The sequence below is a fragment of the Polaromonas sp. P4_F6 genome (genome assembly GCF_056401275.1).
The window spans coordinates 193669-215497 of record NZ_JBFUJQ010000004.1; the positions used below are offsets into that span (position 1 = coordinate 193669).

The window sequence follows — 21829 nt, forward strand, 5'->3', positions numbered from 1 at the left end:
AAGAACATGGACAAACTACTCATCAAGGGCGGCAAGCCGCTGGCCGGCACGGTCGAAATTTCCGGCGCCAAGAATGCCGCGCTGCCCGAGCTTTGCGCCGCGCTGCTGACGGCCGACGAGGTGACGCTGCGCAACGTGCCGCGCCTGCAGGACGTGGCCACCATGCTCAAGCTGATCCGCAACATGGGCGTGGAAGCCGAGCGCGGCGATGACGGCACGGTGCGCATCAATGCCGGGCCGCTGAGCTCGCCCGAGGCGCCCTACGAGCTGGTCAAGACCATGCGCGCCTCGGTGCTGGCGCTGGGGCCGCTGTTGGCGCGCTTCGGCGAAGCCACCGTGTCGCTGCCTGGCGGCTGCGCCATTGGTTCGCGCCCGGTGGACCAGCACATCAAGGGCCTGCAGGCCATGGGTGCCGAGATCGTGGTCGAGCACGGCTACATGATCGCCAAGCTGCCGGCCGGCCAGAAGCGGCTCAAGGGCGCCAGCATCACCACCGACATGGTGACCGTCACCGGTACCGAGAACTTTTTGATGGCAGCCAGCCTGGCCGAAGGCGAGACCATCCTGGAAAACGCCGCGCAGGAGCCCGAGATCGGCGACCTGGCCGAAATGCTCATCAAGATGGGCGCGAAGATTGAAGGCCACGGCACGCGCCGCATCCGCATCCAGGGCGTGGAGCGCCTGTACGGCTGCACCCACCAGGTGGTGGCCGACCGCATCGAGACCGGCACTTTTCTGTGCGCGGTCGCGGCCGCCGGCGGCGACGTGGTGCTCAAGCACGGCCGCGCCGACCACCTCGACGCCGTGATCGACAAGCTGCGCGAAGCCGGCGCCACCGTGACGGCGGGCGAGGGCTTTATCCGCATCCAGGCCAGCGGCCGCATGAAGGCGCAATCCTTCCGCACCACCGAGTACCCTGGCTTCCCGACCGACATGCAAGCCCAGTTCATGGCGCTCAACGCCATCGCGCAGGGTAGCAGCACCGTGACCGAGACGATTTTTGAAAACCGCTTCATGCACGTCAACGAGATGGTCCGCCTGGGTGCCAAGATCCAGATCGACGGCAAGATCGCCGTCATGGAAGGCGTCGAAAAGTTGTCTGGTGCCACCGTCATGGCGACTGACTTGCGCGCCTCCGCCAGCCTGGTGATCGCCGGCCTGGTGGCCGAAGGCGAAACCCTGGTGGACCGCATCTACCACCTGGACCGCGGCTACGACCAGATGGAAGCCAAGCTGCGCGGAATCGGCGCCGACATAGAACGGGTGAAAGCATGATCACGCTCGCACTGTCCAAGGGCCGCATCTTCGACGACATCCTGCCGCTGCTCAAAAGCGCCGGCATCGAGGTGCTGGACGACCCCGAAAAATCCCGCAAGCTGATCCTGGACACCAACCAGACGGGCGTGCGCGTGGTGCTGGTGCGTGCCACCGATGTGCCCACCTATGTGCAGTACGGCGGCGCCGACCTCGGTGTGGTCGGCAAGGACACTCTGCTCGAATCCGGCAGCCAGGGCCTGTACCAGCCGCTCGATTTGCAGATCGCCAAATGCCGCATCAGCGTGGCCGTGCGCGAAGGCTTTGACTACGCCGCCGCCGTGCGCCAGGGCTCGCGCCTGAAGGTCGCCACCAAGTACGTGGCGATCGCGCGCGATTTCTTCGCCACCAAGGGCGTGCACGTCGACCTGATCAAGCTCTACGGCAGCATGGAACTGGCGCCGCTCACGGGTCTCGCCGACGCCATCGTCGACCTGGTGTCCACCGGCAGCACGCTCAGGGCCAACCACCTGGTCGAGGTCGAGCGCATCATGGACATCAGCTCGCACCTGGTGGTGAACCAGACCGCGCTCAAGCTCAAGCAGGCGCCTATTCGCCAATTGATCGATGCCCTTTCGGCCGCAACGGCCTCCTCGCGAAAATCCTGAGCCATGAAACTGACCGCCGCGCCCGCCCGCCTATCCACGGTTTCCGCCACTTTTGAAGCCGAATTCAAGGCGCGCCTGCATTGGTCCGCCGACACCGACGCGGCCATCGAGCAGCGCGTGGCCGACATCCTGGCCGATGTGCAGCAGCGCGGCGATGCGGCGGTGCTTGAATACACCGCGCGCTTCGACGGGCTCAACGTTGCCGCCATGGGCGAGCTGGAACTCACGCAGGCCGAGTTGAAAGCCGCGTTCGACACCATTCCGGCGGCCCAGCGCGATGCGCTCGAAGCCGCCGCGCGCCGCGTGCGCAGCTACCACGAGGCTCAGAAGAAGGCCAGCGGCGAGAGCTGGAGCTACCGCGACGAAGACGGCACCCTGCTGGGCCAGAAGGTCACGCCGCTGGACCGCGTCGGCATTTATGTGCCCGGCGGCAAGGCAGCCTACCCGTCGTCGGTGCTGATGAACGCCATCCCCGCCCACGTGGCCGGTGTCGGCGAAATCATCATGGTCGTCCCCACGCCCAAAGGCGAAAAAAACGCCCTGGTGCTGGCCGCCGCCTATGTGGCCGGCGTGACCCGCGCCTTCACGATTGGCGGCGCTCAGGCCGTGGCCGCGCTGGCCTACGGCACGCAGACCGTGCCCAAGGTCGACAAAATCACCGGCCCCGGCAATGCCTATGTCGCCAGCGCCAAGAAGCGCGTTTTCGGCACGGTGGGCATAGACATGATCGCCGGCCCCTCGGAAATCCTGGTGCTGGCCGACGGCAGCACACCGGCCGATTGGGTCGCCATGGACTTGTTCAGCCAGGCCGAGCACGACGAACTCGCGCAAAGCATTTTGCTGTGCCCCGACGCCGCCTATATCGACCAGGTGCAGGCCGCGATTGACCGCCTGCTGCCCGACATGCCGCGCGCCGAGATCATCGCCAAATCCCTGAGCGGCCGCGGCGCGCTGATCCACACCCGCAGCATGGAAGAAGCCTGCGAGATCAGCAACCGCATCGCGCCCGAACACCTGGAAGTCTCCAGCCGCGAGCCGCACAAATGGGAGCCGCTGCTCAGGCACGCCGGTGCCATCTTCCTGGGCGCCTACACCAGCGAATCGCTGGGCGACTACTGCGCCGGCCCGAATCACGTGCTGCCCACCAGCGGCACGGCACGCTTTTCGAGCCCGCTGGGCGTCTACGACTTCCAGAAGCGCTCCAGCCTGATCGAGGTCAGCGAAGCCGGCGCCCAGGTGCTGGGCAAGATCGCCGCCGAGCTGGCTTACGGCGAGGGTTTGCAGGCGCATGCGCGGGCGGCCGAGATGCGGCTGAAATAAGGCTTCAAATTACACGAATTTCGTGCAACACGAAATTCGTGTAAACTTCGAGCCATGAAGAATGTGACCATCACCGTGGACGATGCCGCCCTGGAATGGGTGCGCATCGAGGCGGCGCGGCGCAATACCAGCGTCTCGCGCCTGGTGGGCGAGATGCTGGCCGAGAAGATGCAGCGCACCGACGCCTACCAGCGCGCCCTGCATGACTGGCAAAACAAGGACAGGCTCTGGGTGTCCAACGGGCAGCCTTATCCCACGCGCCTTGAACTGGACGAGCGCGGCGCATGAGCGAGGCTTCTACCGGCGTCTTTGTGGACGCCAGCATCCTGCTGCACAGCGAAGACGGCGCCGACCGGGCCAAACAGCAGGCCGCCCTGGCCTGGCTGACCGTGTTGTGGCGGCGCGGGTTGGGCCGCACCAGCACCCAGGTGCTCAATGAGTTCTACCTGCTGGCCACGCGCAAGATCCAGCCGCCCATGCCGGCCGGCGATGCGCGCGCCGAGGTGCGCCGCTATGAACTCTGGCAGCCCTGGCAAACCGACCACGCGACCGTCGAATCCGCCTGGGCGGTGGAAAGCCGCTACGGCCTGCACTACCGCGACAGCCTGGTCGTCGCGGCGGCCCAGCACCTGGGCTGCCGCTATTTGCTCAGCGAAAGCCTGGCGCATGAGCAGCACTACGGCGGTGTCCAGGTGATCAACCCTTTTAAAACCGGCATTGAACTGCTGGAGAAGCTCCCATGACCCTGCCTGCCCCCTCTCTGGATCCCAAATTCAAAAAACTGATACGCCAGGACGTGCAGTCCATGCATGCCTATGCCATCCAGGACTCGGCCGGCATGGTCAAGCTCGACGCCATGGAGAACCCGCACCGCCTGCCCATGGCGCTGCAGGCCAAGCTGGGCCAGCGCCTGGGCGCACTGGCGCTGAACCGCTACCCCGACGGCCGGGTCAACGAGCTGCGCCGCTCACTGGCCGACTACGCGCGCATGCCCGAAGGCTTCGACATCATGCTGGGCAACGGCTCGGACGAGCTGATTTCGCTGCTGGCCATGGCCTGCGACGTGGAGGGCGGCTCCATTCTGGCGCCGCTGCCGGGTTTTGTGATGTACGCCATGAGCGCGCAGCTGCAGGGCCTGAAATTCATCGGCGTGCCGCTGACGGCCGACTTTGAACTCGACGAAGCCGCCATGCTGGCCGCGATCAAGGAACACCAGCCTTCCATCATCTACCTGGCCTATCCCAACAATCCCACGGCCAACCTGTGGGACGACGCGGTGATCGAAAAAATCATCGAGGCGGCGCCCGGGCTGGTGGTGATGGACGAGGCCTACCAGCCGTTTTCAAGCAAAAGTTATATAGACCGCATTGCCAGGCACGGCCATGTGCTGCTGATGCGCACCCTGAGCAAGTTCGGCCTGGCCGGTGTGCGCCTGGGCTACATGATGGGCCCCAAGGCCTTGATCGCCGAGGTCGACAAGGTGCGCCCGCCCTACAACATCAGCGTGCTCAATTACGAGTGCGCGCTGTTCGCGCTGGAGCACCGGGCCGAATTCGCCGCCCAGGCCAGCGAGCTGGTGGCCCAGCGCGCCGTGCTGATGGACGCGCTGGCCGGCATGGCGGCCAAGGGCGTCAAAACCTGGAAAAGCGATGCCAACATGATCCTGGTGCGCGTGCCCGATGCGGCCAAAACCTTTGAGGGCATGAAATCCCACAAGGTGCTGGTCAAAAACGTTTCTAAAATGCATCCATTGCTGGCCAATTGTTTGCGCCTGACGGTCGGCACCGCGGACGAGAACGCGCAAATGCTGGCGGCGCTTGAAAAATCCCTATGACTACCCCAACCCTCGCTCCCCGCATCGCCGAGGTCTCGCGCAACACCGCCGAGACCCAGATCACCGTCAAGCTCAACCTCGACGGCACCGGCAAGGCCAACCTGTCCACGGGCATAGGCTTTTTCGACCACATGCTGGACCAGATCGCCCGCCACGGGCTGATAGACCTGGACATCCAGGCCAAGGGCGACCTGCACATCGACGGCCACCACACGGTGGAAGACGTGGGCATCACGCTGGGCCAGGCCGTGGCCAAGGCCGTGGGCGACAAAAAAGGCCTGCGCCGCTACGGCCATGCCTATGTCCCGCTGGACGAAGCGCTGTCGCGCGTGGTGGTCGACTTCTCGGGCCGCCCGGGGCTGGAAATGCATGTGCCCTTCAAGAGCGGCATGATCGGTACCTTTGACAGCCAGCTTGCCTACGAATTCTTTCAGGGCTTTGTAAATCACGCCTTCGTGACCTTGCACATCGACAACCTCAAGGGTGAAAACGCCCACCACCAGGCCGAGACCGTGTTCAAGGCTTTTGCCCGCGCGCTGCGCATGGCGCTGGAGATAGACCCGCGCGCGGCCGGTGTGATCCCCTCGACCAAGGGCTCGCTCTAAGCCACCCTCCCAAAGTTGCCGCGCCGGGTTCCACCCCGTTTTTTTGGCGTAGCCCCCTACAAATGGGCGCCGGCAGCCCCTAAATTCACAGTCAACCCTTCTTGAACCCCTGATGGCAAAACCCAAAACAGTGGCCGTGGTCGACTACGGCATGGGCAACCTGCATTCCGTGTCGCAGGCTGTGCGCCATGTGGCGGCGGGCAGCGGCTTTGAAGTGCTCGTGACCTCCAAGGCCGAGGACGTCATGCAGGCCGAGCGCATCGTGTTGCCCGGCCAGGGCGCGATTGCCGACTGCATGCGCGAACTGGCCGATTCCGGCATGCTGGAGTCGGTGCTGCACGCGGCGGCCCACAAGCCGCTGTTCGGCGTGTGCGTGGGCATGCAGATGCTGCTGAGCCACAGCGACGAAGGCCAGCCCGGCGACGGCGGCGCCGGCACCAACGGCCTGGGGCTGATTCCCGGCGAGGTCGTCAAGTTCGAACTGGCGGGCAGGACGCAACCCGACGGCAGCCGCTACAAGGTGCCGCAGATGGGCTGGAACCAGGTCTACCAAAATGGTGCGGGCACGGCAAAAGCCCATCCGGTCTGGGCCGGCGTGCCTGACGGCGCGTACTTTTATTTTGTGCACAGCTTTTATGCCCACCCGTCGGACGCGCGCCACATCGCCGGCGAAGCCGACTACGGCGCGCGCTTTGCGGCGGCGATTGCACGCGATAATATTTTTGCCACCCAGTTCCATCCCGAGAAAAGCGCCGACCACGGACTGGCCCTGTACCGCAACTTCCTGCACTGGAATCCCTAGCCGCCGGCAGCGCCTTGGGTCAGACCCGGTACCGGGACACCGGACTTTTTGTTACCCTGAGCACCCATCTTCTTTTTTTACCGTCTTTTTTACCGCCACATGCTACTTATCCCCGCGATTGACCTGAAAGACGGTCACTGCGTTCGCCTCAAACAGGGCGACATGGATCAATCCACCATCTTCAGCGAAGACCCGGCCGCCATGGCGCGCAACTGGGTCGACAAGGGCGCGCGCCGCCTGCACCTGGTGGACTTGAACGGTGCTTTCGCGGGCAAGCCCCGCAACGAGCAGGCCATCAAGCAGATCCTGGCCGAAGTCGGCAGTGAAATCGACGTGCAGCTGGGCGGCGGCATCCGCGACCTGGACACGATTGAGCGCTACCTGGACGCCGGCCTGCGCTACGTCATCATCGGCACGGCCGCCGTGAAGAACCCCGGCTTCCTGCAGGACGCCTGCACGGCCTTCGGCGGCCACATCATCGTCGGCCTGGACGCCAAGGACGGCAAGGTCGCCACCGACGGCTGGAGCAAGATGACCGGCCACGAGGTCATAGACCTGGGCAAGAAATTCCAGGACTACGGCGTCGAATCCATCATCTACACCGACATAGGCCGGGACGGCATGCTGACCGGCATCAACATCGACGCCACCGTCAAGCTGGCCCAGGCGCTGACCATTCCCGTGATCGCCTCCGGCGGCCTCTCGAACATGGCCGACATCGAAAAACTCTGCGAAGTCGAGGAAGAGGGCGTGGAAGGCGTGATCTGCGGCCGCTCGATATACAGCGGCGACCTGGATTTTGAGAAGGCTCAGGCCAGGGCAGATGAGTTGAATGGATAAAAAGGGTCAGAAGAAAGACCTGGGCCCCTCTTGGCCATATCTTTTAGGCTTGTTTTGGCTGATTGCCTGGTTTGGTGTTCTGATCCACTACTGCAATCTGCCTCCTGGTGAATACCTTGGCTTCTTCGCCTGGTTTATTCTTTCCGTGCCGGTGATTGCGTTTATAGCTTTCTTCTTTTCCTAACCATGCTCGCCAAACGAATCATTCCCTGCCTTGACGTCACCGGCGGCCGCGTCGTGAAGGGCGTTAACTTCACCCAGCTGCGTGACGCCGGCGACCCGGTGGAAATCGCGGCGCGCTACAACGAGCAGGGCGCGGACGAACTCACCTTTCTCGACATCACCGCCACCAGCGACGGGCGCGACCTGATCCTGCCCATCATCGAGGCGGTGGCCTCACAAGTCTTCATTCCTCTCACCGTGGGCGGCGGCGTGCGCACCGTCGAAGACGTGCGCCGCCTGCTCAATTCCGGGGCCGACAAGACCAGCTTCAACTCGGCCGCCATTGCCAACCCGCAAGTGATTGAAGACGCCTCGGCCAAATACGGCTCGCAGTGCATTGTGGTGGCGATAGACGCCAAGCGCCGCAGTGAGGAAGACGCCAAAACTCGCGGCCCGGGCTGGGACGTCTATAGCCACGGCGGACGCAAAAACACCGGCATGGACGCCGTGGCCTGGGCTGCCGAGATGGCGCGGCGCGGCGCCGGCGAGATTTTGCTGACCAGCATGGACCGCGACGGCACCAAGTCGGGCTTCGACCTGGCCCTGACCCGCGCGGTGAGCGACGCCGTCAGCGTGCCGGTGATCGCCTCGGGCGGCGTTGGCAATCTTGAGCACCTCGCTGACGGCATCCAGACCGGCGGCGCCGATGCGGTGCTGGCCGCCAGCATCTTCCATTACGGCGAATACACGGTGCAGCAGGCCAAGCAGCATATGGCCGAACGGGGCATCCCAGTAAGGTTGTAACCCCCGTCGAATAGGCTGCAACCCCCGTCGGACGCTCACTGCGTGTAGCGCCTTCCCCCCTGCTGGGGCGGCATCTGCGGCCCGGCAAAGCCGGTTCCGCGATACCCTTGGTTTTAAGAGCTTCTGTAACCCAACCCAAATCCCGGACAATACACACCATGAACTGGTTAGACGAGATTAGCTGGGACGACAAGGGCCTGATCCCTGTCATTGCGCAGGAAGCCTCCAGCGGCGATGTGCTCATGTTTGCCTGGATGAACCGCGAGGCGCTGCAGAAAACCGCCGAGCTGGGCCAGGCGGTTTACTACAGCCGCTCGCGCGGCCGCCTCTGGCACAAGGGCGAGGAATCCGGAAACCAGCAAACGGTGCATGAAATCCGCCTGGACTGCGACAACGACGTGATCCTGCTCAAGGTGACGCAGCTGGGCCACACGCCGGGCATCGCCTGCCACACGGGCCGCCACAGCTGCTTTTTCAGTGTGTATAAAGACGGCCAGTGGGTGGTGACCGAGCCGGTCCTGAAAGACCCGACAAGCATGTACAAACAGACTCCCGGCAAACATGACCACGAATGACTCCCTCCAGCGCCTGGCGCAGATCATCGAAAGCCGCAAGGCGGCCAATGGCGGCGACCCGGACAAAAGTTATGTGGCGCGCCTGCTGCACAAGGGCCCGGACGCCTTCCTGAAAAAAATCGGCGAGGAAGCCACCGAAACCGTGATGGCCGCCAAGGACATTGATTGCGCGCTGGCCCAGGGCGGCGCGACGGCCGGGCTCAAGGGCAAGCTGGTCGGCGAGGTCGCCGACCTGTGGTTTCACAGCCTGATCGCACTGGCGCATTACGGCCTGAGCCCGGCCGACGTGATTGCCGAGCTGGAGCGCCGCGAAGGCACCAGCGGCATCGAGGAAAAAGCGCTGCGCAAGGCCCAGCACCGCGACGCGGCCGAAAAACCGTGAGCGCGCCGGCCATCGATTTCATTTTGACTTGACTGTGACAGGAAGCTGACCCCCCATGGAAACCGATCTGGCCGAATTCGAGGGCAAAAACCCCAATGACCGTCTTGTGATGCACGTGCTGTACGCACTGCACACGTTGGCCTGGTTCAGCGGTGGCGTGTTCGCGGTGATTGCCGTGATCGTCAACTACATACGCCGCGCCGACGAATCCGACGCGCTTTACATCGATCACCACAACTACATGATCCGCACCTTCTGGTGGACGCTGGGCTGGCTGGTGCTGCTGTCGCCGCTGTGGCTGCTGTTTGTGCTCCCGGGCTTTGTCGCCTACGGTATCGTGTGGCTCTGGTACTTGTATCGCTGCGTGCGCGGCTGGGTGCGTTTTAACAGCCACCGCCCGACTTAAGCCCTCTCAAACCGACCAAGCCATGAGCCATTCCGACAACTGCATTTTCTGCAAGATCGCTGCGGGCGCCATTCCGAGCCGCAAGGTGTATGAGGACGACGAATTGTTCGCCTTCCACGACATCAATCCCTGGGCGCCGGTGCATTTTTTGATCATCCCCAAGGCACATATCCCGTCCATGGCACAGGTGGGCCCCGAGCACGCCGCGCTGATGGGCCGCATGATGGTGCTGGCGCCCAAGCTGGCGATGGAGCAGGGCTGCAACCCCTACCCGGCGGGCGGTTACCGCATCGTGACCAACACCGGCGCCGAAGGCGGGCAGGAAGTGCATCACCTGCACTTTCACGTGATCGGCGGGCCGCGGCCCTGGTTGAAGGGTTAGCAAGGCGCCGGGAACCCCGGGCTGCGCTGGCACACTAACCCGGTAGGCCAATGTGTGTAATCGGCGCCCCGGCGGGTACTGGCCTTTAGAATCAAGGCAATTGCGTGCAAGCCGACCCAAAACCGGCAATAGTGCATTTACAGCGGTATTTACAGATTAGGAGCAAATCATGGGTTCATTTTCCATTTGGCACTGGCTGATCGTGCTGTTGATCGTGGTCATGGTGTTCGGCACCAAAAAGCTCAAGAACATGGGCAGCGACCTCGGCAGCGCGGTCAAAGGCTTCAAGGACGGCATGAAGGACGGCGGACAGCCTCCCGCCGACACGCCTGTGCCACCCGCCAGCGTCACGAATGCGCAGGCTTCGGACAAAACGACGATCGACGTCGAAGCCCGCCAGAAGTCGTAATTCAGGCCTGACTCAGTGATTGACCTCGGCATTTCCAAAATGGCGCTGATAGGCGCCGTGGCGCTGATCGTGATCGGCCCGGAAAAGCTGCCGCGCGTGGCGCGCACCGTGGGCACCTTGCTGGGCAAGGCGCAGCGCTATGTGGCCGACGTCAAAAATGAGGTCAACCGCTCCATGGAGCTGGACGAACTCAAGAAGATGAAGGAATCCGTCGAGGGCGCGGCCCGCGACGTCGAGAATTCCATCCAGACCAACGCCAGCGATTTTGAAAAATCCTGGGCCGAGGCCACGGGCGAGTCGTCCTCTGGCGCCTTGCCGGGCATGGAAATCTTCCCCGAATACAAGCACCCGAAAAAGAAGTGGCGCCTCAAGCAGGGCGCGACGCCCCAGTGGTACAAGGCCCGTACCGGCGTGCGCACCCGCGCGCAGTCGGGGGCGGCCCGTGTGGCACGCTTCCGTCCGCAGCCGGGCCGCCTGTCTTGAGCCTTGCTGCCGATCTCCTGTTTCTTGCGCATCTTCCGGCGCCACCCCTACAGCGCAAACTTCCTTCATGAGCGATCCCAACACCGACAAGCCCGACGAACTCGCGGGCACTGAGCAGCCTTTTGTGCAGCACCTCATGGAGCTGCGCGACCGGATGATCAAGGCGGTGATCGCCATTGGCATCGCGGCAGCCGTGCTGGCTTTTTATCCGGGCGCCAGCGCCCTGTATGACCTGATGGCCGCGCCGCTGGTGGCAACCCTGCCCCAGGGCTCCAAGCTGATCGCCATCAGCGTGATCACCCCCTTTGTGGTGCCGATCAAGATATTGTTCATGGCGGCCTTCATGATCGCGCTGCCGGTGGTGCTTTACCAGGTCTGGGCTTTTGTCGCGCCGGGCCTGTATTCGCACGAGAAAAAACTCGTCATGCCGCTGGTGGTCTCCAGCACCGTGCTGTTTTTTGTCGGCGTGGCTTTCTGCTATTTCGTGGTGTTCGGCCAGGTCTTTCACTTCATCCAGAGCTTTGCGCCCAAGTCCATCATCGCCACGCCGGACATAGAGGAATACCTGAGTTTCGTGCTCGGCATGTTCCTGGCCTTCGGGCTGGCCTTTGAGGTGCCGATCGCGGTGATCCTGCTGGTGCGCATGGGCGTGCTCAGCGTGGCCCAGCTGCGCGAATACCGCGGCTATTTCTGGGTGGCCGCGGCCGTCGGCACCGCATTGGTGACGCCGCCCGATGCGGGCTCCATGATCATGCTGCTGGGTGTTGTCGGCGGCCTCTATGAGGTGGGCATCGTCGCCGCGCAGCTGTTCGTCAAGCACACCAAAAAGCCCGAAGACGACAGCGAGGCCGAAGCGGCCAAGCCCTGAGCCCCGGTTGCCCGGCTCCTAGCGCTGCTGCGCCTTGGGTCGCTGGCGCTTGCCGGGCGTGACGGCGATCTCGGTCTGTTTGTCCTTGCGCAGCACCGTCAGCGGTGCGGGGGTGCCGGGCTTGAGGGCCGCCACGGCGGTCAGCAGCTGGCTCACGTTGCGCACGCCCTTGCCGTCCACCGCGGTGATCACGTCGCCGGGCTGTATGCCGGCCTGCGCGGCCGGGCCGTTTTGCAGCACACCGGTGATGATGACGCCCCCGTCCTTGGCCGCCGCGGGCTTGAGACCGAAGGTCTCGGCCAGTTCGGGGTTTAAATCCTGCGGCTCCACGCCTATCCAGCCGCGCGTGACCTGGCCGTCCTTCACGATGCCTTCAAGCACCTGCTTGGCGGTGGACACCGGAATCGCGAAGCCTATGCCCATGGAGCCGCCCGAGCGCGAGTAGATCGCGGTGTTGATGCCCATCAGGTGGCCGTTCACGTCGACCAGGGCGCCGCCCGAGTTGCCGGGGTTGATGGCCGCGTCGGTCTGGATGAAGTTCTCAAAGGTGTTGATGCCCAGCTGGTTGCGTCCCAGCGCGCTGACAATGCCGCCGGTGACGGTCTGGCCCACGCCGAAGGGGTTGCCGATGGCCATCACCGGGTCGCCCACCTGCAGCGCGTCGGAATTGCCCAGCACGATGACGGGCAGCTTGTCCAGGTCAATCTTGAGAATGGCCAGGTCTGTGTCGGGGTCCGTGCCTATGACCTGGGCCTTGGCCTTGCGCGTGTCGTTGAGGATGACCTCGATGTCGTCGGCGCCATCGACCACATGGTTGTTGGTCAGGATGTAGCCGCTGGCGCTGATGATGACGCCGCTGCCCAACCCGCCCTGCGGTTCGTTGGGGCTCTGGTCGCCGAAGAAAAACTTGAACCACGGGTCTTCTGCGTGCGGGTTCCTGGCGGCGGCCTTGCTGGTGTTGATGCTGACGACGGCCGCGGAAGCCAGCTTGGCGGCCGAGGCAAAACCGCCGGCGGCGCCCGGGCTGCGCGGCGCGCTACCAGCGGGCGCCTCGATCACGGAGACGCCGGGCGTGTTGCCGCGGTCCAGCCATTGGGGCTTGAGCGTGGCCACGACGAAGTAAGCCGCCAGCAGGACGGTGACGGCTTGGGAAAACAGGAGCCAGGTACGCTTCATGAATGAGGGAGGTCAGCAAAAAATGTCAAAAGCCGCGCGGGAGCTTGCGCTGCAAGCCCCTATTGTCCCTCAGCTCCCCCGGGTGCCCAAGGCAAGGGCTTTTAGCCCGGGCGCCCGCCTGAGACAATCCCCCCATGAGCACCACACGACAGGACTTGCTGCAGGCCTTTGACGCGCTTTTGCAGCCCGCGCGCTTCAAGGACTACGGCCCCAACGGCCTGCAGGTCGAGGGCCGGCCCGAGGTTCGCAAAATCGTTTCCGGCGTCACCGCCAGCCTGGCCCTGATCGAGGCGGCGGTAGCCGCCCGGGCCGACGCCATTTTTGTGCACCACGGCCTGTTCTGGCGCGGCCAGGACGGACGCGTCACGGGCTGGATGAAACAGCGCTTGGCGCTGCTGCTGGCGCAGGACATCAACCTCTTTGCCTACCACCTGCCGCTGGACGCGCATCCCGAGCTGGGCAACAACGCGCAGCTGGGCCTGCAGTTGGGCCTGGCGGCCAGCGCGCGCTTCGGCGAGCAGGACCTGGGCTTTATCGGTAGCCGCGGCGACGGCGGCGGTTTCGCCGACGCCGCCGCGCTGGCGGCCCATGTGCAGCAGGTGCTGAAGCGGCCTGTGGTCCAAGCCGGGCCGCCCCAAAAAACCATCCGGAACATCGCCTGGTGCACGGGTGGTGCGCAGGGCTACTTCGAGTCGGCGATCGCCGCAGGCGCCGATGTCTTCATCACGGGTGAGATTTCCGAGCCGCAAGCCCATTACGCCCGCGAGATGGGCGTGGCCTTCATCGCCTGCGGCCACCATGCCTCCGAGCGCTACGGCGCGCCGGCGGTGGCGGGGCAGGTCGCGGCCCAGCTCGGGCTGGCCCACGAATTCATCGACATCGACAACCCGGCCTGAGGCGAGCCGACCCTGGTGGGCAGCACCGGTTCAGGCCGGCTTGTGGCGCGGCCGGCCCGTGCGGGGCGTTTTGCCGGCGCTTTTCGGCGTTTTCGGATTTTTGGACCGTGAGGGTGCTTCCGGCACGGCGTCGCGCAGTGCGCGCCAGCTGGAGCCCAGGTCCGCATGCTCGACCGGCACGGCGGTGTGGCTCTCCGGGTCCAGCATTGCCGCGCGGGAGCGCATCGCGCGCGCGGCTTGCGCCACCGACTGCGCCTCATGCAGCAGCTGGTCCACGTCCTTGCTCGCGGCCGACAGGTGGACGATGCCGACGGCGATGTCGGGCGTGACCCGTATGCGCCGCCCGTCCAGCGAGCGCAAATCCAGGGGCCGGCGCAGGCTGGAGGCCACGCGCAGGCCCAGTGTGCGTATCCAGCGCGGCGAATGCATGGTTTCCAGCAGCACCATAAAACAGCGGTCGTAATAACGGCCGGCCGGGTTGACGGCGCCGGTGTGGCGCTGCATGCGGCGCGCCAGCTGGATGTAGAGGTCGTTGAGGCCGGCCTGGCCGATCAGCGGCAGCAGGCGTTCGGGCTCGAACAGCAGCACGGCCATCAGCGCGCCGTCGCGCCGGGTGCGCTGGCGGCGCTGCTGCGCCCCTATGATTTTCCGCACCATGGCCACGCCGTCGTAGAGCTGGGTGATGGGGTCGCGGCGCGAGACCTCGCCCTGCCGCATCTGCCGGATATGGTGGTTGCGCAGCCACAGCATCGCGGCGGTGATGACCACGCTGAGCAGCGCCGCCAGCGCCACGCCGGCCTGCAGCAGCAGCGGCGGCCGGCTGGTGTTCAGCGCCAGTCCGTAGAGGCCGATCTGCGCCGGCAGGGTCAGCAGGCAGCCCAGGGCCAGGCCCCACGCCATCCTGTCGCCCAGCTGCGTGGCGCGCACCGAAAGCCAGAGCACCACCGACAGGTTGGCGATGGCCAGCGCCCCGGAAACCGGAAGGCGCCACTCAGGGGCGAGCAGCAGGCACAGCGGCACGCCCGCCAGGCACACCAGGGTCATCGCCAGCAGGCTGACTTGCATCAGGTGGTCGCGCTGGTGGGCCGACAGCCATTTGCTGGCGCCGTAGCTGCCCATGGCCGCGCACAGCGGCCCGGCCAGGAACTGCGCCGTGGCCAGCTCGTCACTCGCGCCCGGCCAGACGGCGGCGGGCAGCCCGCTCAGCAGCAGCACCACCGCCCAGCACAGCGTCAGGTAGGCCAGTGTTTGCGAAGCGGCGCGCGTGCGGCTGTAAAAGGCGTCGGCCAGGGCCAGCAGGACCACCAGTCCCAGCGCGCCGGCGGCCGCGCTCCACAGCATCATGTCCGCGTCGGGCATCAGTGGGTGCAGGATATTCATGGCTGGCCCAGCGCTGCGCAAGGGCCCGCCGGCCGCCACGCTGTGGTTTGCGCCAAAATACCCCAAGAATGCATCTGCCCGAACCCCTCGTGTTTTTTGCCCTGTCGCGGTCTCATGCCGAGCGCGGGCCTACCCATTTTTTCGCGATTATGGTCCCACCGTCCGCAAAATGCACTTTGCCGCTTGAATTTGCCCTGCTGCGGCGAAGGCTGCGTTGTGGCTAAGCCGCTGCTCATCACCATGGGCGATGCGGCCGGCATAGGTCCGGAAATCATCGCCAGGGCTTTTCGCGAAGCGCCCGCCGAGCTGGCCGGCTGCGCCGTGGTGGGGGATGTGGCCACCTTGCGCCGCGCCGCCGCGCTGCTGGCTTCCCCGCTGGCATTGCCGGTGGCGCAACTGGCCAGCCTGGCCGGGCTGCACGGCGTGCCCCCGCGGTGCATTCCGGTGCTGCAGCAATGCGCGCTGCCGGGCCTGGTGCCTTATGGGCAGGTCAGCGGCGTGGCCGGCCAGGCCGCGGCCGATTGCATCGTCTGGGCGGCCCGCCGCGTGTTGGCGGGCGAGGCCGCCGCGCTGGTGACCGCCCCCATCCACAAGGAGGCGCTGGCCGCCGCCGGCGGCTGGGCGGCCCAATTTCCGGGCCACACGGAAATGCTGCAGGCCGAAGCGGCCGCTTTTCTGGGCAAGCCCGCGGGCGAAGTGCCGGTGCGGATGATGCTGGCCAATGAGGAGCTACGCACCGTGCTGGTGAGCATTCACATGTCGCTCAGGCAGGCCATCGAGGCCGTGACTTTCGACAACGTGCTGCAAACCCTGCGCATCACACACGCCGCCGTGGGCGCCGGCTTGGGACGCACGCCGCGCATCGCGGTGGCGGGGCTCAATCCCCATGCCGGCGAAGGCGGGCTGTTCGGCAGCGAAGAGCAGGCCATCATCGCCCCGGCCATTGCCGCAGCCCGCGCGGAAGGCCTGGATGTGAGCGGCCCCTTCGCGCCTGATACGGTGTTTATGCGGGCGCGCCAGGCCGCCGGCAAGCCCGGCGAGTTTGACGTCGTGGTTGCGATGTACCACGACCAGGGGCTGATCCCGGTCAAGTACCTGGGGGTGGAGCAGGGCGTCAACGTTACGCTGGGCTTGCCGCTGGTGCGCACCAGCCCCGACCACGGGACGGCCTTCGACATCGCCGGCAGCGGGCGCGCCGACGCTTCCAGCCTGCTGGCCGCCGTGCGCATGGCGCGCCGGCTTGCGGCGCGGTGAAAGGCGCGAGAATTTAAGCGAATCGGCCCTGACTGCTATTAATTAAATAGCAATCGGCCATGCGTTTGCAAGCGGGGGCCGTGGTCTGGCTTTGCCAGCCGCCAGGCGCCGTCCCCTGCAGGGGAGAGGCCCGCTACACGAAGTGAGCGGGCAACAGGGGGGGGCTTATTTCTTGAGGCTGTCGCGGATCTCGCGCAGCAGCGCGATGTCCTCAGGCGGCGCGGCCGGGGCGGGCGCCGGCTGGTCGCGCTTGAGCCGGTTGATCTGCTTGACCATCAGGAAAATGATGAAAGCCAGGATGATGAAGTTGACCGCGACGGTGATGAAATTGCCGTAGGCGAAGACCGGCACGCCCGCCTTCTTCAACGCGTCCAGCGTGGTGGCCGTGCCCGGCGGCACTGTCCCCAACACTACAAAGAGGTTGGAAAAATCCAGCTTGCCGAAGAGGGCGCCGACCAGGGGAAGGATCAGGTCGCTGACGACCGAGTCCACGATCTTGCCGAAAGCCGCGCCAATGATCACGCCGACCGCCAAGTCGATCACATTGCCCTTGACGGCGAATTCCTTGAATTCCTGCATCATTCCCATGAAGTTTCTCCTCTTGTTTTGGACAGAACATTATCAAGGCTGGGCCTGCCGGCGCCGCCTGCGCGCGGGCCTGGCTTGAAACAAAGTATGTGCAATCCGGCTTGTGCTTAAAAAACAGGCAAGCCCCCGGCCTTGGGGATGGCCCGGGCCACCCGGATGCGGCCCCTCGCCTTGAAAAACGACGTTGCGCTCCGCTACAATCGCGGGTTGACCCCACTATGCCTATTTCAAGCCAGTTCTTGAAGGACTCTCATGACCCAAGCAAGCGAAGCAAGCGTGAATGGCGCGCCCCACGGCGCTCCCGTAGATAAAGATAAAAGAAACTGGCTGGTGACCACCTGCGCGGTGGGCGGCGCAGGCGCCATCGCCACCGCTGTTCCCTTTGTCAGCACCTTCCAACCCTCCGAAAAAGCCAAAGCCGCCGGCGCCGCCGTCGAAGTCGATATTTCCGACGTCAAGCCCGGTGAGAAAATCACGGTGGAATGGCGCGGCAAGCCGGTCTGGATCATCAAGCGCACGCCCGCGCAGCTCGCCGAGCTCCCCAAGGTCGATGCCCTGCTGGCCGACCCCAAGTCCGAGCGCAAGCCCGACGAACTGACCCCTGTTTACGCCCGCAACGAAAACCGCTCCATCAAGCCCGAAACGCTGGTGGTGGTCGGCATCTGCTCGCACCTGGGCTGCTCGCCTTCCGACAAGTTCCAGCCTGGCGCGCAGCCTTCGCTGCCCGACAACTGGGCCGGCGGTTTCCTGTGCCCCTGCCACGGCTCGACCTTCGACATGGCCGGCCGCGTTTACAAGAACAAGCCAGCACCCGACAACCTCGAAGTTCCGCCGCACATGTACCTGTCAGACACCCGGTTGCTGATTGGTGAAGACAAGAAGGCCTGAAGGCGCTTCAAACCCCGAGCTCCTTCACAAGACCCTGTAGCCAGCGCCAGATACAAGCCGTCCAGACGCACGTATCCGGCGCTTGCCAAAGAACCCCACCGAACCAGGATCAGTTATGGCTGAATTCAAAGAAATTTCCCCCGATGCCCCGCTCGCCGCCAAGGCGATGAACTGGGTCGACAACCGGTTTCCCGCCAGCAAGCTCTACAAAGAGCACATGAGCGAGTACTACGCACCGAAGAACTTCAACTTCTGGTACATCTTCGGCTCGCTGGCCATGCTGGTGCTGGTCATCCAGATCGTGACCGGCATTTTCCTGACGATGAACTACAAGCCCGATGCCGCCCTGGCTTTCGGCTCCGTTGAATACATCATGCGCGACGTGCCCTGGGGCTGGCTGATCCGCTACATGCACTCGACCGGCGCCTCGGCCTTCTTCGTCGTGGTCTACCTGCACATGTTCCGCGGTCTGCTCTACGGCAGCTACCGCAAGCCGCGCGAGTTGGTCTGGATTTTCGGCTGCGCCATTTTCCTGTGCCTGATGGCCGAGGCTTTCATGGGCTACCTGCTGCCATGGGGCCAGATGAGCTACTGGGGCGCCCAGGTGATCGTCAACCTGTTCGCGGCGATTCCTTTCATCGGCCCCGACCTCGCGCTGCTGATTCGCGGCGACTACGTGGTGGGCGACGCCACGCTGAACCGTTTCTTCGCTTTCCACGTGATCGCCGTGCCGCTGGTGCTGCTGGGCCTGGTGGCCGCGCACATCATCGCATTGCATGAAGTCGGCTCCAACAACCCCGACGGGGTCGAGATCAAGGGCCCGAACGCGCCCAAGGATGCGCAAGGCCACCCGCTGGACGGCATTCCCTTCCACCCCTACTACACGGTGCACGACATTTTCGGCGTGAGCGTCTTCCTGATGATCTTCTCGGCGATCATCTTCTTCGCTCCCGAGTTCGGCGGCTACTTCCTCGAATACAACAACTTCATTCCGGCCGACCCGCTGAAGACGCCGGCGCACATCGCCCCGGTCTGGTACTTCACGCCTTACTACTCGATGCTGCGCGCCATCACCAGCGAGATGATCTATGCACTGATCGCCTGCGTGGTGGGTGCCGCGGGCTTCAGCGTCTGGAAGTTCCGCATGCCGGTGCTGTTGAAGGCCGCCATCGTCGGCGCCGCCGTCGTGGGCTCGGCCCTGCTGCTGTCCATCGACGCCAAGTTCTGGGGTGTGGTCGTGATGGGCGGCGCCGTGGTGATCCTGTTCTTCCTGCCCTGGCTGGACCTCAGCCCGGTCAAGTCGATCCGCTACCGCCCCGATTGGCACAAATACCTCTACGGCATTTTTGTCATCAACTTCCTGGTGCTGGGTTACCTTGGCGTCCAGCCGCCGTCGCCCATCGGCGAGCGCGTCTCCCAGGTCGGCACGCTGTTTTACTTTGGCTTCTTCATCCTGATGCCGTGGTGGAGCCGCGTGGGCACCCCCAAAACACCGCCTGACCGCCCTGTTTTCCACGGTCACTGAGAGTTGGAGATAAAAACGATGAAAAAAATTATTTTTGCCCTGATTACCGCCTTTGGCCTGGCGGCCGGCGCGCAGGCCTCCGAAGGCGGCATTGCCTGGGACAAAGCTCCCGACCGGACCAACGACCTGGGCTCCCTGCAAAACGGCGCCAAGCTGTTCGTCAACTATTGCCTGAACTGCCATTCCGCTTCTTTCATGCGCTTCAACCGCCTGAAAGACATCGGCCTGACCGAGAAGGAAATCAAGGACAACCTGCTGTTCACCACCGAAAAAGTGGGCGACACCATGAAAGCCGCGATCGACCCCAAACAGGCCAAGGAATGGTTCGGCGGCAATCCCCCCGACCTCACCGTGATCGCGCGTTCGCGCTCCGGCCACGGCGGCACCGGTGCCGACTACCTCTACACCTACCTGCGCACCTACTACCGCGACGAAACCAAGGCCACGGGCTGGAACAACCTGGCTTTCCCCAGCGTTGCCATGCCGCACGTGCTCTGGGAACTGCAGGGCACGCGCACGCCGGTGTACGAAGAAAAGGAAGAACACGGCCACAAGGTCGCGGTCTTCAAGGGCTGGCAACAGCTCACGCCCGGCAGCATGACGCCGCTGCAGTACGACCAGGCCATCGGTGACCTCGTGGGTTACCTGCAGTGGATGGGCGAGCCGGCCCAGAACACCCGCATCCGCGTCGGCGTCTGGGTGCTGATTTTCCTTCTCGGCTTGACTTTCGTCGCCTGGCGCCTGAATGCGGCGTTCTGGAAAGACGTCAAGTAATTTTTTCGCCGGGGCCTTGTTCCCGGCACCTTCTGGAGTGGATGCTTTTTATATGTATCCACTCCTTTGCATTTAGGAGTTCCGCACCATGATGGTCCTTTATTCAGGCACAACCTGCCCCTTCTCGCACCGCTGCCGCTTTGTGCTGTTTGAAAAAGGTATGGACTTCGAAATCCGCGACGTCGACCTGTACAACAAGCCCGAAGACATCAATGTGATGAATCCCTACGGCCAGGTGCCCATCCTGGTCGAGCGCGACCTGATCCTGTATGAGTCGAACATCATCAACGAATACATCGACGAGCGCTTCCCGCACCCGCAACTGATGCCCGGCGACCCGGTCGACCGCGCGCGCGTTCGCCTGTTTTTGCTGAACTTCGAAAAAGAACTGTTCGTCCATGTCAGCACGCTGGAATCGCGCGCGTCCAAGGGCAATGAAAAGGCGCTGGAAAAGGCCCGCTCGCACATCCGCGACCGCCTGACGCAGCTCGCGCCCATCTTCCTGAAGAACAAGTTCATGCTGGGCGACAATTTCTCCATGCTGGACGTGGCCATCGCTCCTTTGCTGTGGCGCCTGGATTACTACGACATCGACCTGTCGAAGAATGCCGCTCCGCTGCTCAAGTACGCGGAACGCATTTTCTCGCGCCCGGCCTATATCGAAGCGTTGACGCCGTCCGAAAAAGTGATGCGCAAATAAATATGGCCCCCACGCTCGTCACTGCGTGTACTTCGCTGCCCCCCGGGGGGGCGCTGCGCCTGCGGCCCGGCATAGCCGGTTCCGCGGCCCCAGCTGGTGAAGAGGGTGCCCGCACACGGGTCTAGGTCTAACTTGGCTGAATTCATGAACGCCCTGGACGCCACGTCGACACGCCCTTATCTGATAAGGGCGCTCTACGAATGGTGCACCGACAACGGCTTCACGCCCTATGTGGCCGTGTCGGTGGATGAGACCGTACAGGTGCCGCGCGAGTACGTGAAAAACAATGAGATCGTGCTCAACATCAGCTTTGACGCGACCTCGTCGCTCAAGCTGGGCAATGATTTCATTGAGTTCAAGGCCCGCTTTGCCGGCAGCGCCCGGGAAATCATGGTGCCCATCAGCCATGTGATCGCCATTTATGCCCGCGAAAACGGGCAGGGTATGGCGTTTCCCATGGCCGCGCCCGCCGCAGGCCCGGTTTCCGGTGCCGAAGGGGGCAGTGACGCAGGCCAGACGGCTCCCGCCGTGCCGCCAGCTCCGGCTGCGGCGCAGCACGGCCCGGCGGACGGGCCCGAAAGCAAGATCATGCAACTGGTGCCGGACAGCGCACCCGATGCGCAAGACGGCGGCCCGGACAGCCCTGAACCCCCCAAGCCGCCGCGTGCGCGGCCTTCGCTGAAACGGGTCAAGTAAAATCCCCTTGTGCCGCTTTAGCTCAGTTGGTAGAGCAACCGCCTTGTAAGCGGTAGGTCGTCAGTTCGATTCCGACAAGCGGCACCATTTTTCCAGCATCCTTGCCTTCCCCATGCAACATGGGTACCATACGCTACCAATTTTGTAGCGAGCTACCA

Annotated in this window: 28 protein-coding genes and 1 tRNA gene; 26 read left to right on the top strand and 3 right to left on the bottom strand. The window is 64.2% G+C overall.

Going from position 1 to position 21829, the window contains the following annotated elements; all coding sequences use genetic code 11:
* The first annotated feature begins 6 nt into the window (after nucleotides 1–6).
* The 18 genes from murA (at nucleotide 7) to tatC (ending at nucleotide 11794) form a co-directional block, all read left to right on the top strand.
* The gene (gene murA / locus AC1DUN_RS12580) at nucleotides 7–1275 is read left to right on the top strand and encodes a UDP-N-acetylglucosamine 1-carboxyvinyltransferase (RefSeq protein ID WP_477714247.1); all 1269 of its coding nucleotides are present in this window, start codon (nucleotides 7–9) and stop codon (nucleotides 1273–1275) included.
* Nucleotides 1272–1922, top strand: coding sequence for an ATP phosphoribosyltransferase (gene hisG / locus AC1DUN_RS12585; RefSeq protein ID WP_477714248.1), 651 nt, complete (start codon nucleotides 1272–1274; stop codon nucleotides 1920–1922). Before murA ends, hisG begins: the two co-directional genes overlap by 4 nt.
* A gap of 3 nt (nucleotides 1923–1925) precedes the next feature.
* Entirely contained in the window at nucleotides 1926–3242 is a 1317-nt protein-coding gene (gene hisD, locus AC1DUN_RS12590) for a histidinol dehydrogenase (RefSeq protein ID WP_477714249.1), read from the top strand.
* 54 nt (nucleotides 3243–3296) lie between these two features.
* Nucleotides 3297–3530, top strand: coding sequence for a hypothetical protein (locus AC1DUN_RS12595; RefSeq protein ID WP_007868133.1), 234 nt, complete (start codon nucleotides 3297–3299; stop codon nucleotides 3528–3530).
* Nucleotides 3527–3985, top strand: a complete 459-nt coding sequence (locus tag AC1DUN_RS12600) for a PIN domain-containing protein (protein WP_477714250.1) — start codon at nucleotides 3527–3529, stop codon at nucleotides 3983–3985. Before AC1DUN_RS12595 ends, AC1DUN_RS12600 begins: the two co-directional genes overlap by 4 nt.
* Nucleotides 3982–5076, top strand: coding sequence for a histidinol-phosphate transaminase (gene hisC, locus AC1DUN_RS12605; protein ID WP_477714251.1), 1095 nt, complete (start codon nucleotides 3982–3984; stop codon nucleotides 5074–5076). Before AC1DUN_RS12600 ends, hisC begins: the two co-directional genes overlap by 4 nt.
* The gene (gene hisB / locus AC1DUN_RS12610; protein WP_477714252.1) at nucleotides 5073–5681 is read left to right on the top strand and encodes an imidazoleglycerol-phosphate dehydratase HisB; all 609 of its coding nucleotides are present in this window, start codon (nucleotides 5073–5075) and stop codon (nucleotides 5679–5681) included. The genes hisC and hisB overlap by 4 nt, the downstream gene beginning before the upstream one ends.
* A 112-nt stretch (nucleotides 5682–5793) precedes the next feature.
* The gene (gene hisH, locus AC1DUN_RS12615; RefSeq protein WP_477714253.1) at nucleotides 5794–6483 is read left to right on the top strand and encodes an imidazole glycerol phosphate synthase subunit HisH; all 690 of its coding nucleotides are present in this window, start codon (nucleotides 5794–5796) and stop codon (nucleotides 6481–6483) included.
* A gap of 99 nt (nucleotides 6484–6582) precedes the next feature.
* Nucleotides 6583–7323 (top strand): 1-(5-phosphoribosyl)-5-[(5-phosphoribosylamino)methylideneamino]imidazole-4-carboxamide isomerase, encoded by a 741-nt coding sequence (gene hisA, locus AC1DUN_RS12620; protein WP_007868120.1) that lies wholly within the window; start codon nucleotides 6583–6585, stop codon nucleotides 7321–7323.
* Nucleotides 7316–7507, top strand: coding sequence for a hypothetical protein (locus AC1DUN_RS12625; protein ID WP_074577918.1), 192 nt, complete (start codon nucleotides 7316–7318; stop codon nucleotides 7505–7507). The genes hisA and AC1DUN_RS12625 overlap by 8 nt, the downstream gene beginning before the upstream one ends.
* A 2-nt stretch (nucleotides 7508–7509) precedes the next feature.
* Complete coding sequence (gene hisF / locus AC1DUN_RS12630) at nucleotides 7510–8289, top strand: imidazole glycerol phosphate synthase subunit HisF (protein WP_477714254.1); 780 nt, start codon at nucleotides 7510–7512, stop codon at nucleotides 8287–8289.
* Between the two features lie 158 nt (nucleotides 8290–8447).
* A complete protein-coding gene (hisI, locus tag AC1DUN_RS12635) occupies nucleotides 8448–8864 on the top strand; it encodes a phosphoribosyl-AMP cyclohydrolase (RefSeq protein WP_477661066.1) in 417 nt (138 codons plus the stop codon).
* Nucleotides 8851–9246 (top strand): phosphoribosyl-ATP diphosphatase, encoded by a 396-nt coding sequence (locus AC1DUN_RS12640; RefSeq protein WP_007868112.1) that lies wholly within the window; start codon nucleotides 8851–8853, stop codon nucleotides 9244–9246. Before hisI ends, AC1DUN_RS12640 begins: the two co-directional genes overlap by 14 nt.
* Before the next feature lie 55 nt (nucleotides 9247–9301).
* The gene (locus AC1DUN_RS12645) at nucleotides 9302–9652 is read left to right on the top strand and encodes a DUF4870 family protein (RefSeq protein ID WP_477714255.1); all 351 of its coding nucleotides are present in this window, start codon (nucleotides 9302–9304) and stop codon (nucleotides 9650–9652) included.
* Nucleotides 9653–9674: 22 nt separating this feature from the next.
* Nucleotides 9675–10034, top strand: a complete 360-nt coding sequence (locus AC1DUN_RS12650; protein WP_413327479.1) for a histidine triad nucleotide-binding protein — start codon at nucleotides 9675–9677, stop codon at nucleotides 10032–10034.
* Between the two features lie 169 nt (nucleotides 10035–10203).
* A complete protein-coding gene (gene tatA, locus AC1DUN_RS12655; protein WP_074577924.1) occupies nucleotides 10204–10443 on the top strand; it encodes a Sec-independent protein translocase subunit TatA in 240 nt (79 codons plus the stop codon).
* Nucleotides 10444–10458: 15 nt separating this feature from the next.
* On the top strand, nucleotides 10459–10926 hold the full coding sequence (gene tatB, locus AC1DUN_RS12660) for a Sec-independent protein translocase protein TatB (RefSeq protein ID WP_477661069.1): 468 nt from the start codon (nucleotides 10459–10461) through the stop codon (nucleotides 10924–10926).
* A gap of 67 nt (nucleotides 10927–10993) precedes the next feature.
* Nucleotides 10994–11794: a twin-arginine translocase subunit TatC gene (tatC, locus tag AC1DUN_RS12665; RefSeq protein WP_477661070.1), complete on the top strand. Its 801-nt coding sequence runs from the start codon at nucleotides 10994–10996 to the stop codon at nucleotides 11792–11794.
* Nucleotides 11795–11812: 18 nt separating this feature from the next.
* Here the strand turns inward: tatC and AC1DUN_RS12670 are convergent, their stop codons facing one another.
* A complete protein-coding gene (locus tag AC1DUN_RS12670) occupies nucleotides 11813–12970 on the bottom strand; it encodes a S1C family serine protease (protein WP_477714256.1) in 1158 nt (385 codons plus the stop codon).
* Nucleotides 12971–13104: 134 nt separating this feature from the next.
* Between AC1DUN_RS12670 and AC1DUN_RS12675 the strand changes: the two genes are divergently transcribed.
* The gene (locus AC1DUN_RS12675; protein WP_477714257.1) at nucleotides 13105–13866 is read left to right on the top strand and encodes a Nif3-like dinuclear metal center hexameric protein; all 762 of its coding nucleotides are present in this window, start codon (nucleotides 13105–13107) and stop codon (nucleotides 13864–13866) included.
* Between the two features lie 30 nt (nucleotides 13867–13896).
* On the opposite strand, the gene AC1DUN_RS12680 is transcribed toward AC1DUN_RS12675, so the two are convergent.
* Nucleotides 13897–15246, bottom strand: coding sequence for a hypothetical protein (locus AC1DUN_RS12680; RefSeq protein ID WP_477714258.1), 1350 nt, complete (start codon nucleotides 15244–15246; stop codon nucleotides 13897–13899).
* 216 nt (nucleotides 15247–15462) lie between these two features.
* Between AC1DUN_RS12680 and pdxA the strand changes: the two genes are divergently transcribed.
* Nucleotides 15463–16500, top strand: a complete 1038-nt coding sequence (gene pdxA, locus AC1DUN_RS12685) for a 4-hydroxythreonine-4-phosphate dehydrogenase PdxA (protein ID WP_477714259.1) — start codon at nucleotides 15463–15465, stop codon at nucleotides 16498–16500.
* Nucleotides 16501–16665: 165 nt separating this feature from the next.
* Here pdxA and mscL read toward each other — a convergent pair whose 3' ends face one another.
* Nucleotides 16666–17088 carry a large conductance mechanosensitive channel protein MscL gene (gene mscL, locus AC1DUN_RS12690; RefSeq protein ID WP_007868086.1) on the bottom strand — a complete coding sequence of 141 codons (423 nt, stop codon included), beginning with the start codon at nucleotides 17086–17088 and terminating at the stop codon, nucleotides 16666–16668.
* Between the two features lie 252 nt (nucleotides 17089–17340).
* Here mscL and petA point away from each other — a divergent pair, with 252 nt between their 5' ends.
* The 6 genes from petA (at nucleotide 17341) to AC1DUN_RS12720 (ending at nucleotide 21758) form a co-directional block, all read left to right on the top strand.
* Nucleotides 17341–17976 (top strand): ubiquinol-cytochrome c reductase iron-sulfur subunit, encoded by a 636-nt coding sequence (gene petA, locus AC1DUN_RS12695; protein ID WP_477661075.1) that lies wholly within the window; start codon nucleotides 17341–17343, stop codon nucleotides 17974–17976.
* Nucleotides 17977–18091: 115 nt separating this feature from the next.
* Complete coding sequence (locus AC1DUN_RS12700; RefSeq protein ID WP_477714260.1) at nucleotides 18092–19501, top strand: cytochrome b; 1410 nt, start codon at nucleotides 18092–18094, stop codon at nucleotides 19499–19501.
* 18 nt (nucleotides 19502–19519) lie between these two features.
* Nucleotides 19520–20275 (top strand): cytochrome c1, encoded by a 756-nt coding sequence (locus tag AC1DUN_RS12705; protein WP_477714261.1) that lies wholly within the window; start codon nucleotides 19520–19522, stop codon nucleotides 20273–20275.
* Between the two features lie 88 nt (nucleotides 20276–20363).
* A complete protein-coding gene (locus AC1DUN_RS12710) occupies nucleotides 20364–20975 on the top strand; it encodes a glutathione S-transferase N-terminal domain-containing protein (RefSeq protein WP_007868077.1) in 612 nt (203 codons plus the stop codon).
* A 144-nt stretch (nucleotides 20976–21119) separates the two neighbouring features.
* Complete coding sequence (locus AC1DUN_RS12715) at nucleotides 21120–21671, top strand: ClpXP protease specificity-enhancing factor (protein ID WP_477714262.1); 552 nt, start codon at nucleotides 21120–21122, stop codon at nucleotides 21669–21671.
* Between the two features lie 11 nt (nucleotides 21672–21682).
* Nucleotides 21683–21758 (top strand) — tRNA-Thr (locus AC1DUN_RS12720).
* Nucleotides 21759–21829 lie beyond the last annotated feature (71 nt).

Coding starts and splice junctions, on each gene's coding strand:
- murA (WP_477714247.1), top strand. CDS start 7: ATGGACAAACTACTCATCAAGGGCGGCAAGCCGCTGGCCGGCACGGTC.
- hisG (WP_477714248.1), top strand. CDS start 1,272: ATGATCACGCTCGCACTGTCCAAGGGCCGCATCTTCGACGACATCCTG.
- hisD (WP_477714249.1), top strand. CDS start 1,926: ATGAAACTGACCGCCGCGCCCGCCCGCCTATCCACGGTTTCCGCCACT.
- AC1DUN_RS12595 (WP_007868133.1), top strand. CDS start 3,297: ATGAAGAATGTGACCATCACCGTGGACGATGCCGCCCTGGAATGGGTG.
- AC1DUN_RS12600 (WP_477714250.1), top strand. CDS start 3,527: ATGAGCGAGGCTTCTACCGGCGTCTTTGTGGACGCCAGCATCCTGCTG.
- hisC (WP_477714251.1), top strand. CDS start 3,982: ATGACCCTGCCTGCCCCCTCTCTGGATCCCAAATTCAAAAAACTGATA.
- hisB (WP_477714252.1), top strand. CDS start 5,073: ATGACTACCCCAACCCTCGCTCCCCGCATCGCCGAGGTCTCGCGCAAC.
- hisH (WP_477714253.1), top strand. CDS start 5,794: ATGGCAAAACCCAAAACAGTGGCCGTGGTCGACTACGGCATGGGCAAC.
- hisA (WP_007868120.1), top strand. CDS start 6,583: ATGCTACTTATCCCCGCGATTGACCTGAAAGACGGTCACTGCGTTCGC.
- AC1DUN_RS12625 (WP_074577918.1), top strand. CDS start 7,316: ATGGATAAAAAGGGTCAGAAGAAAGACCTGGGCCCCTCTTGGCCATAT.
- hisF (WP_477714254.1), top strand. CDS start 7,510: ATGCTCGCCAAACGAATCATTCCCTGCCTTGACGTCACCGGCGGCCGC.
- hisI (WP_477661066.1), top strand. CDS start 8,448: ATGAACTGGTTAGACGAGATTAGCTGGGACGACAAGGGCCTGATCCCT.
- AC1DUN_RS12640 (WP_007868112.1), top strand. CDS start 8,851: ATGACCACGAATGACTCCCTCCAGCGCCTGGCGCAGATCATCGAAAGC.
- AC1DUN_RS12645 (WP_477714255.1), top strand. CDS start 9,302: ATGGAAACCGATCTGGCCGAATTCGAGGGCAAAAACCCCAATGACCGT.
- AC1DUN_RS12650 (WP_413327479.1), top strand. CDS start 9,675: ATGAGCCATTCCGACAACTGCATTTTCTGCAAGATCGCTGCGGGCGCC.
- tatA (WP_074577924.1), top strand. CDS start 10,204: ATGGGTTCATTTTCCATTTGGCACTGGCTGATCGTGCTGTTGATCGTG.
- tatC (WP_477661070.1), top strand. CDS start 10,994: ATGAGCGATCCCAACACCGACAAGCCCGACGAACTCGCGGGCACTGAG.
- AC1DUN_RS12670 (WP_477714256.1), bottom strand. CDS start 12,970: ATGAAGCGTACCTGGCTCCTGTTTTCCCAAGCCGTCACCGTCCTGCTG.
- AC1DUN_RS12675 (WP_477714257.1), top strand. CDS start 13,105: ATGAGCACCACACGACAGGACTTGCTGCAGGCCTTTGACGCGCTTTTG.
- AC1DUN_RS12680 (WP_477714258.1), bottom strand. CDS start 15,246: ATGAATATCCTGCACCCACTGATGCCCGACGCGGACATGATGCTGTGG.
- mscL (WP_007868086.1), bottom strand. CDS start 17,088: ATGGGAATGATGCAGGAATTCAAGGAATTCGCCGTCAAGGGCAATGTG.
- petA (WP_477661075.1), top strand. CDS start 17,341: ATGACCCAAGCAAGCGAAGCAAGCGTGAATGGCGCGCCCCACGGCGCT.
- AC1DUN_RS12700 (WP_477714260.1), top strand. CDS start 18,092: ATGGCTGAATTCAAAGAAATTTCCCCCGATGCCCCGCTCGCCGCCAAG.
- AC1DUN_RS12705 (WP_477714261.1), top strand. CDS start 19,520: ATGAAAAAAATTATTTTTGCCCTGATTACCGCCTTTGGCCTGGCGGCC.
- AC1DUN_RS12710 (WP_007868077.1), top strand. CDS start 20,364: ATGATGGTCCTTTATTCAGGCACAACCTGCCCCTTCTCGCACCGCTGC.
- AC1DUN_RS12715 (WP_477714262.1), top strand. CDS start 21,120: ATGAACGCCCTGGACGCCACGTCGACACGCCCTTATCTGATAAGGGCG.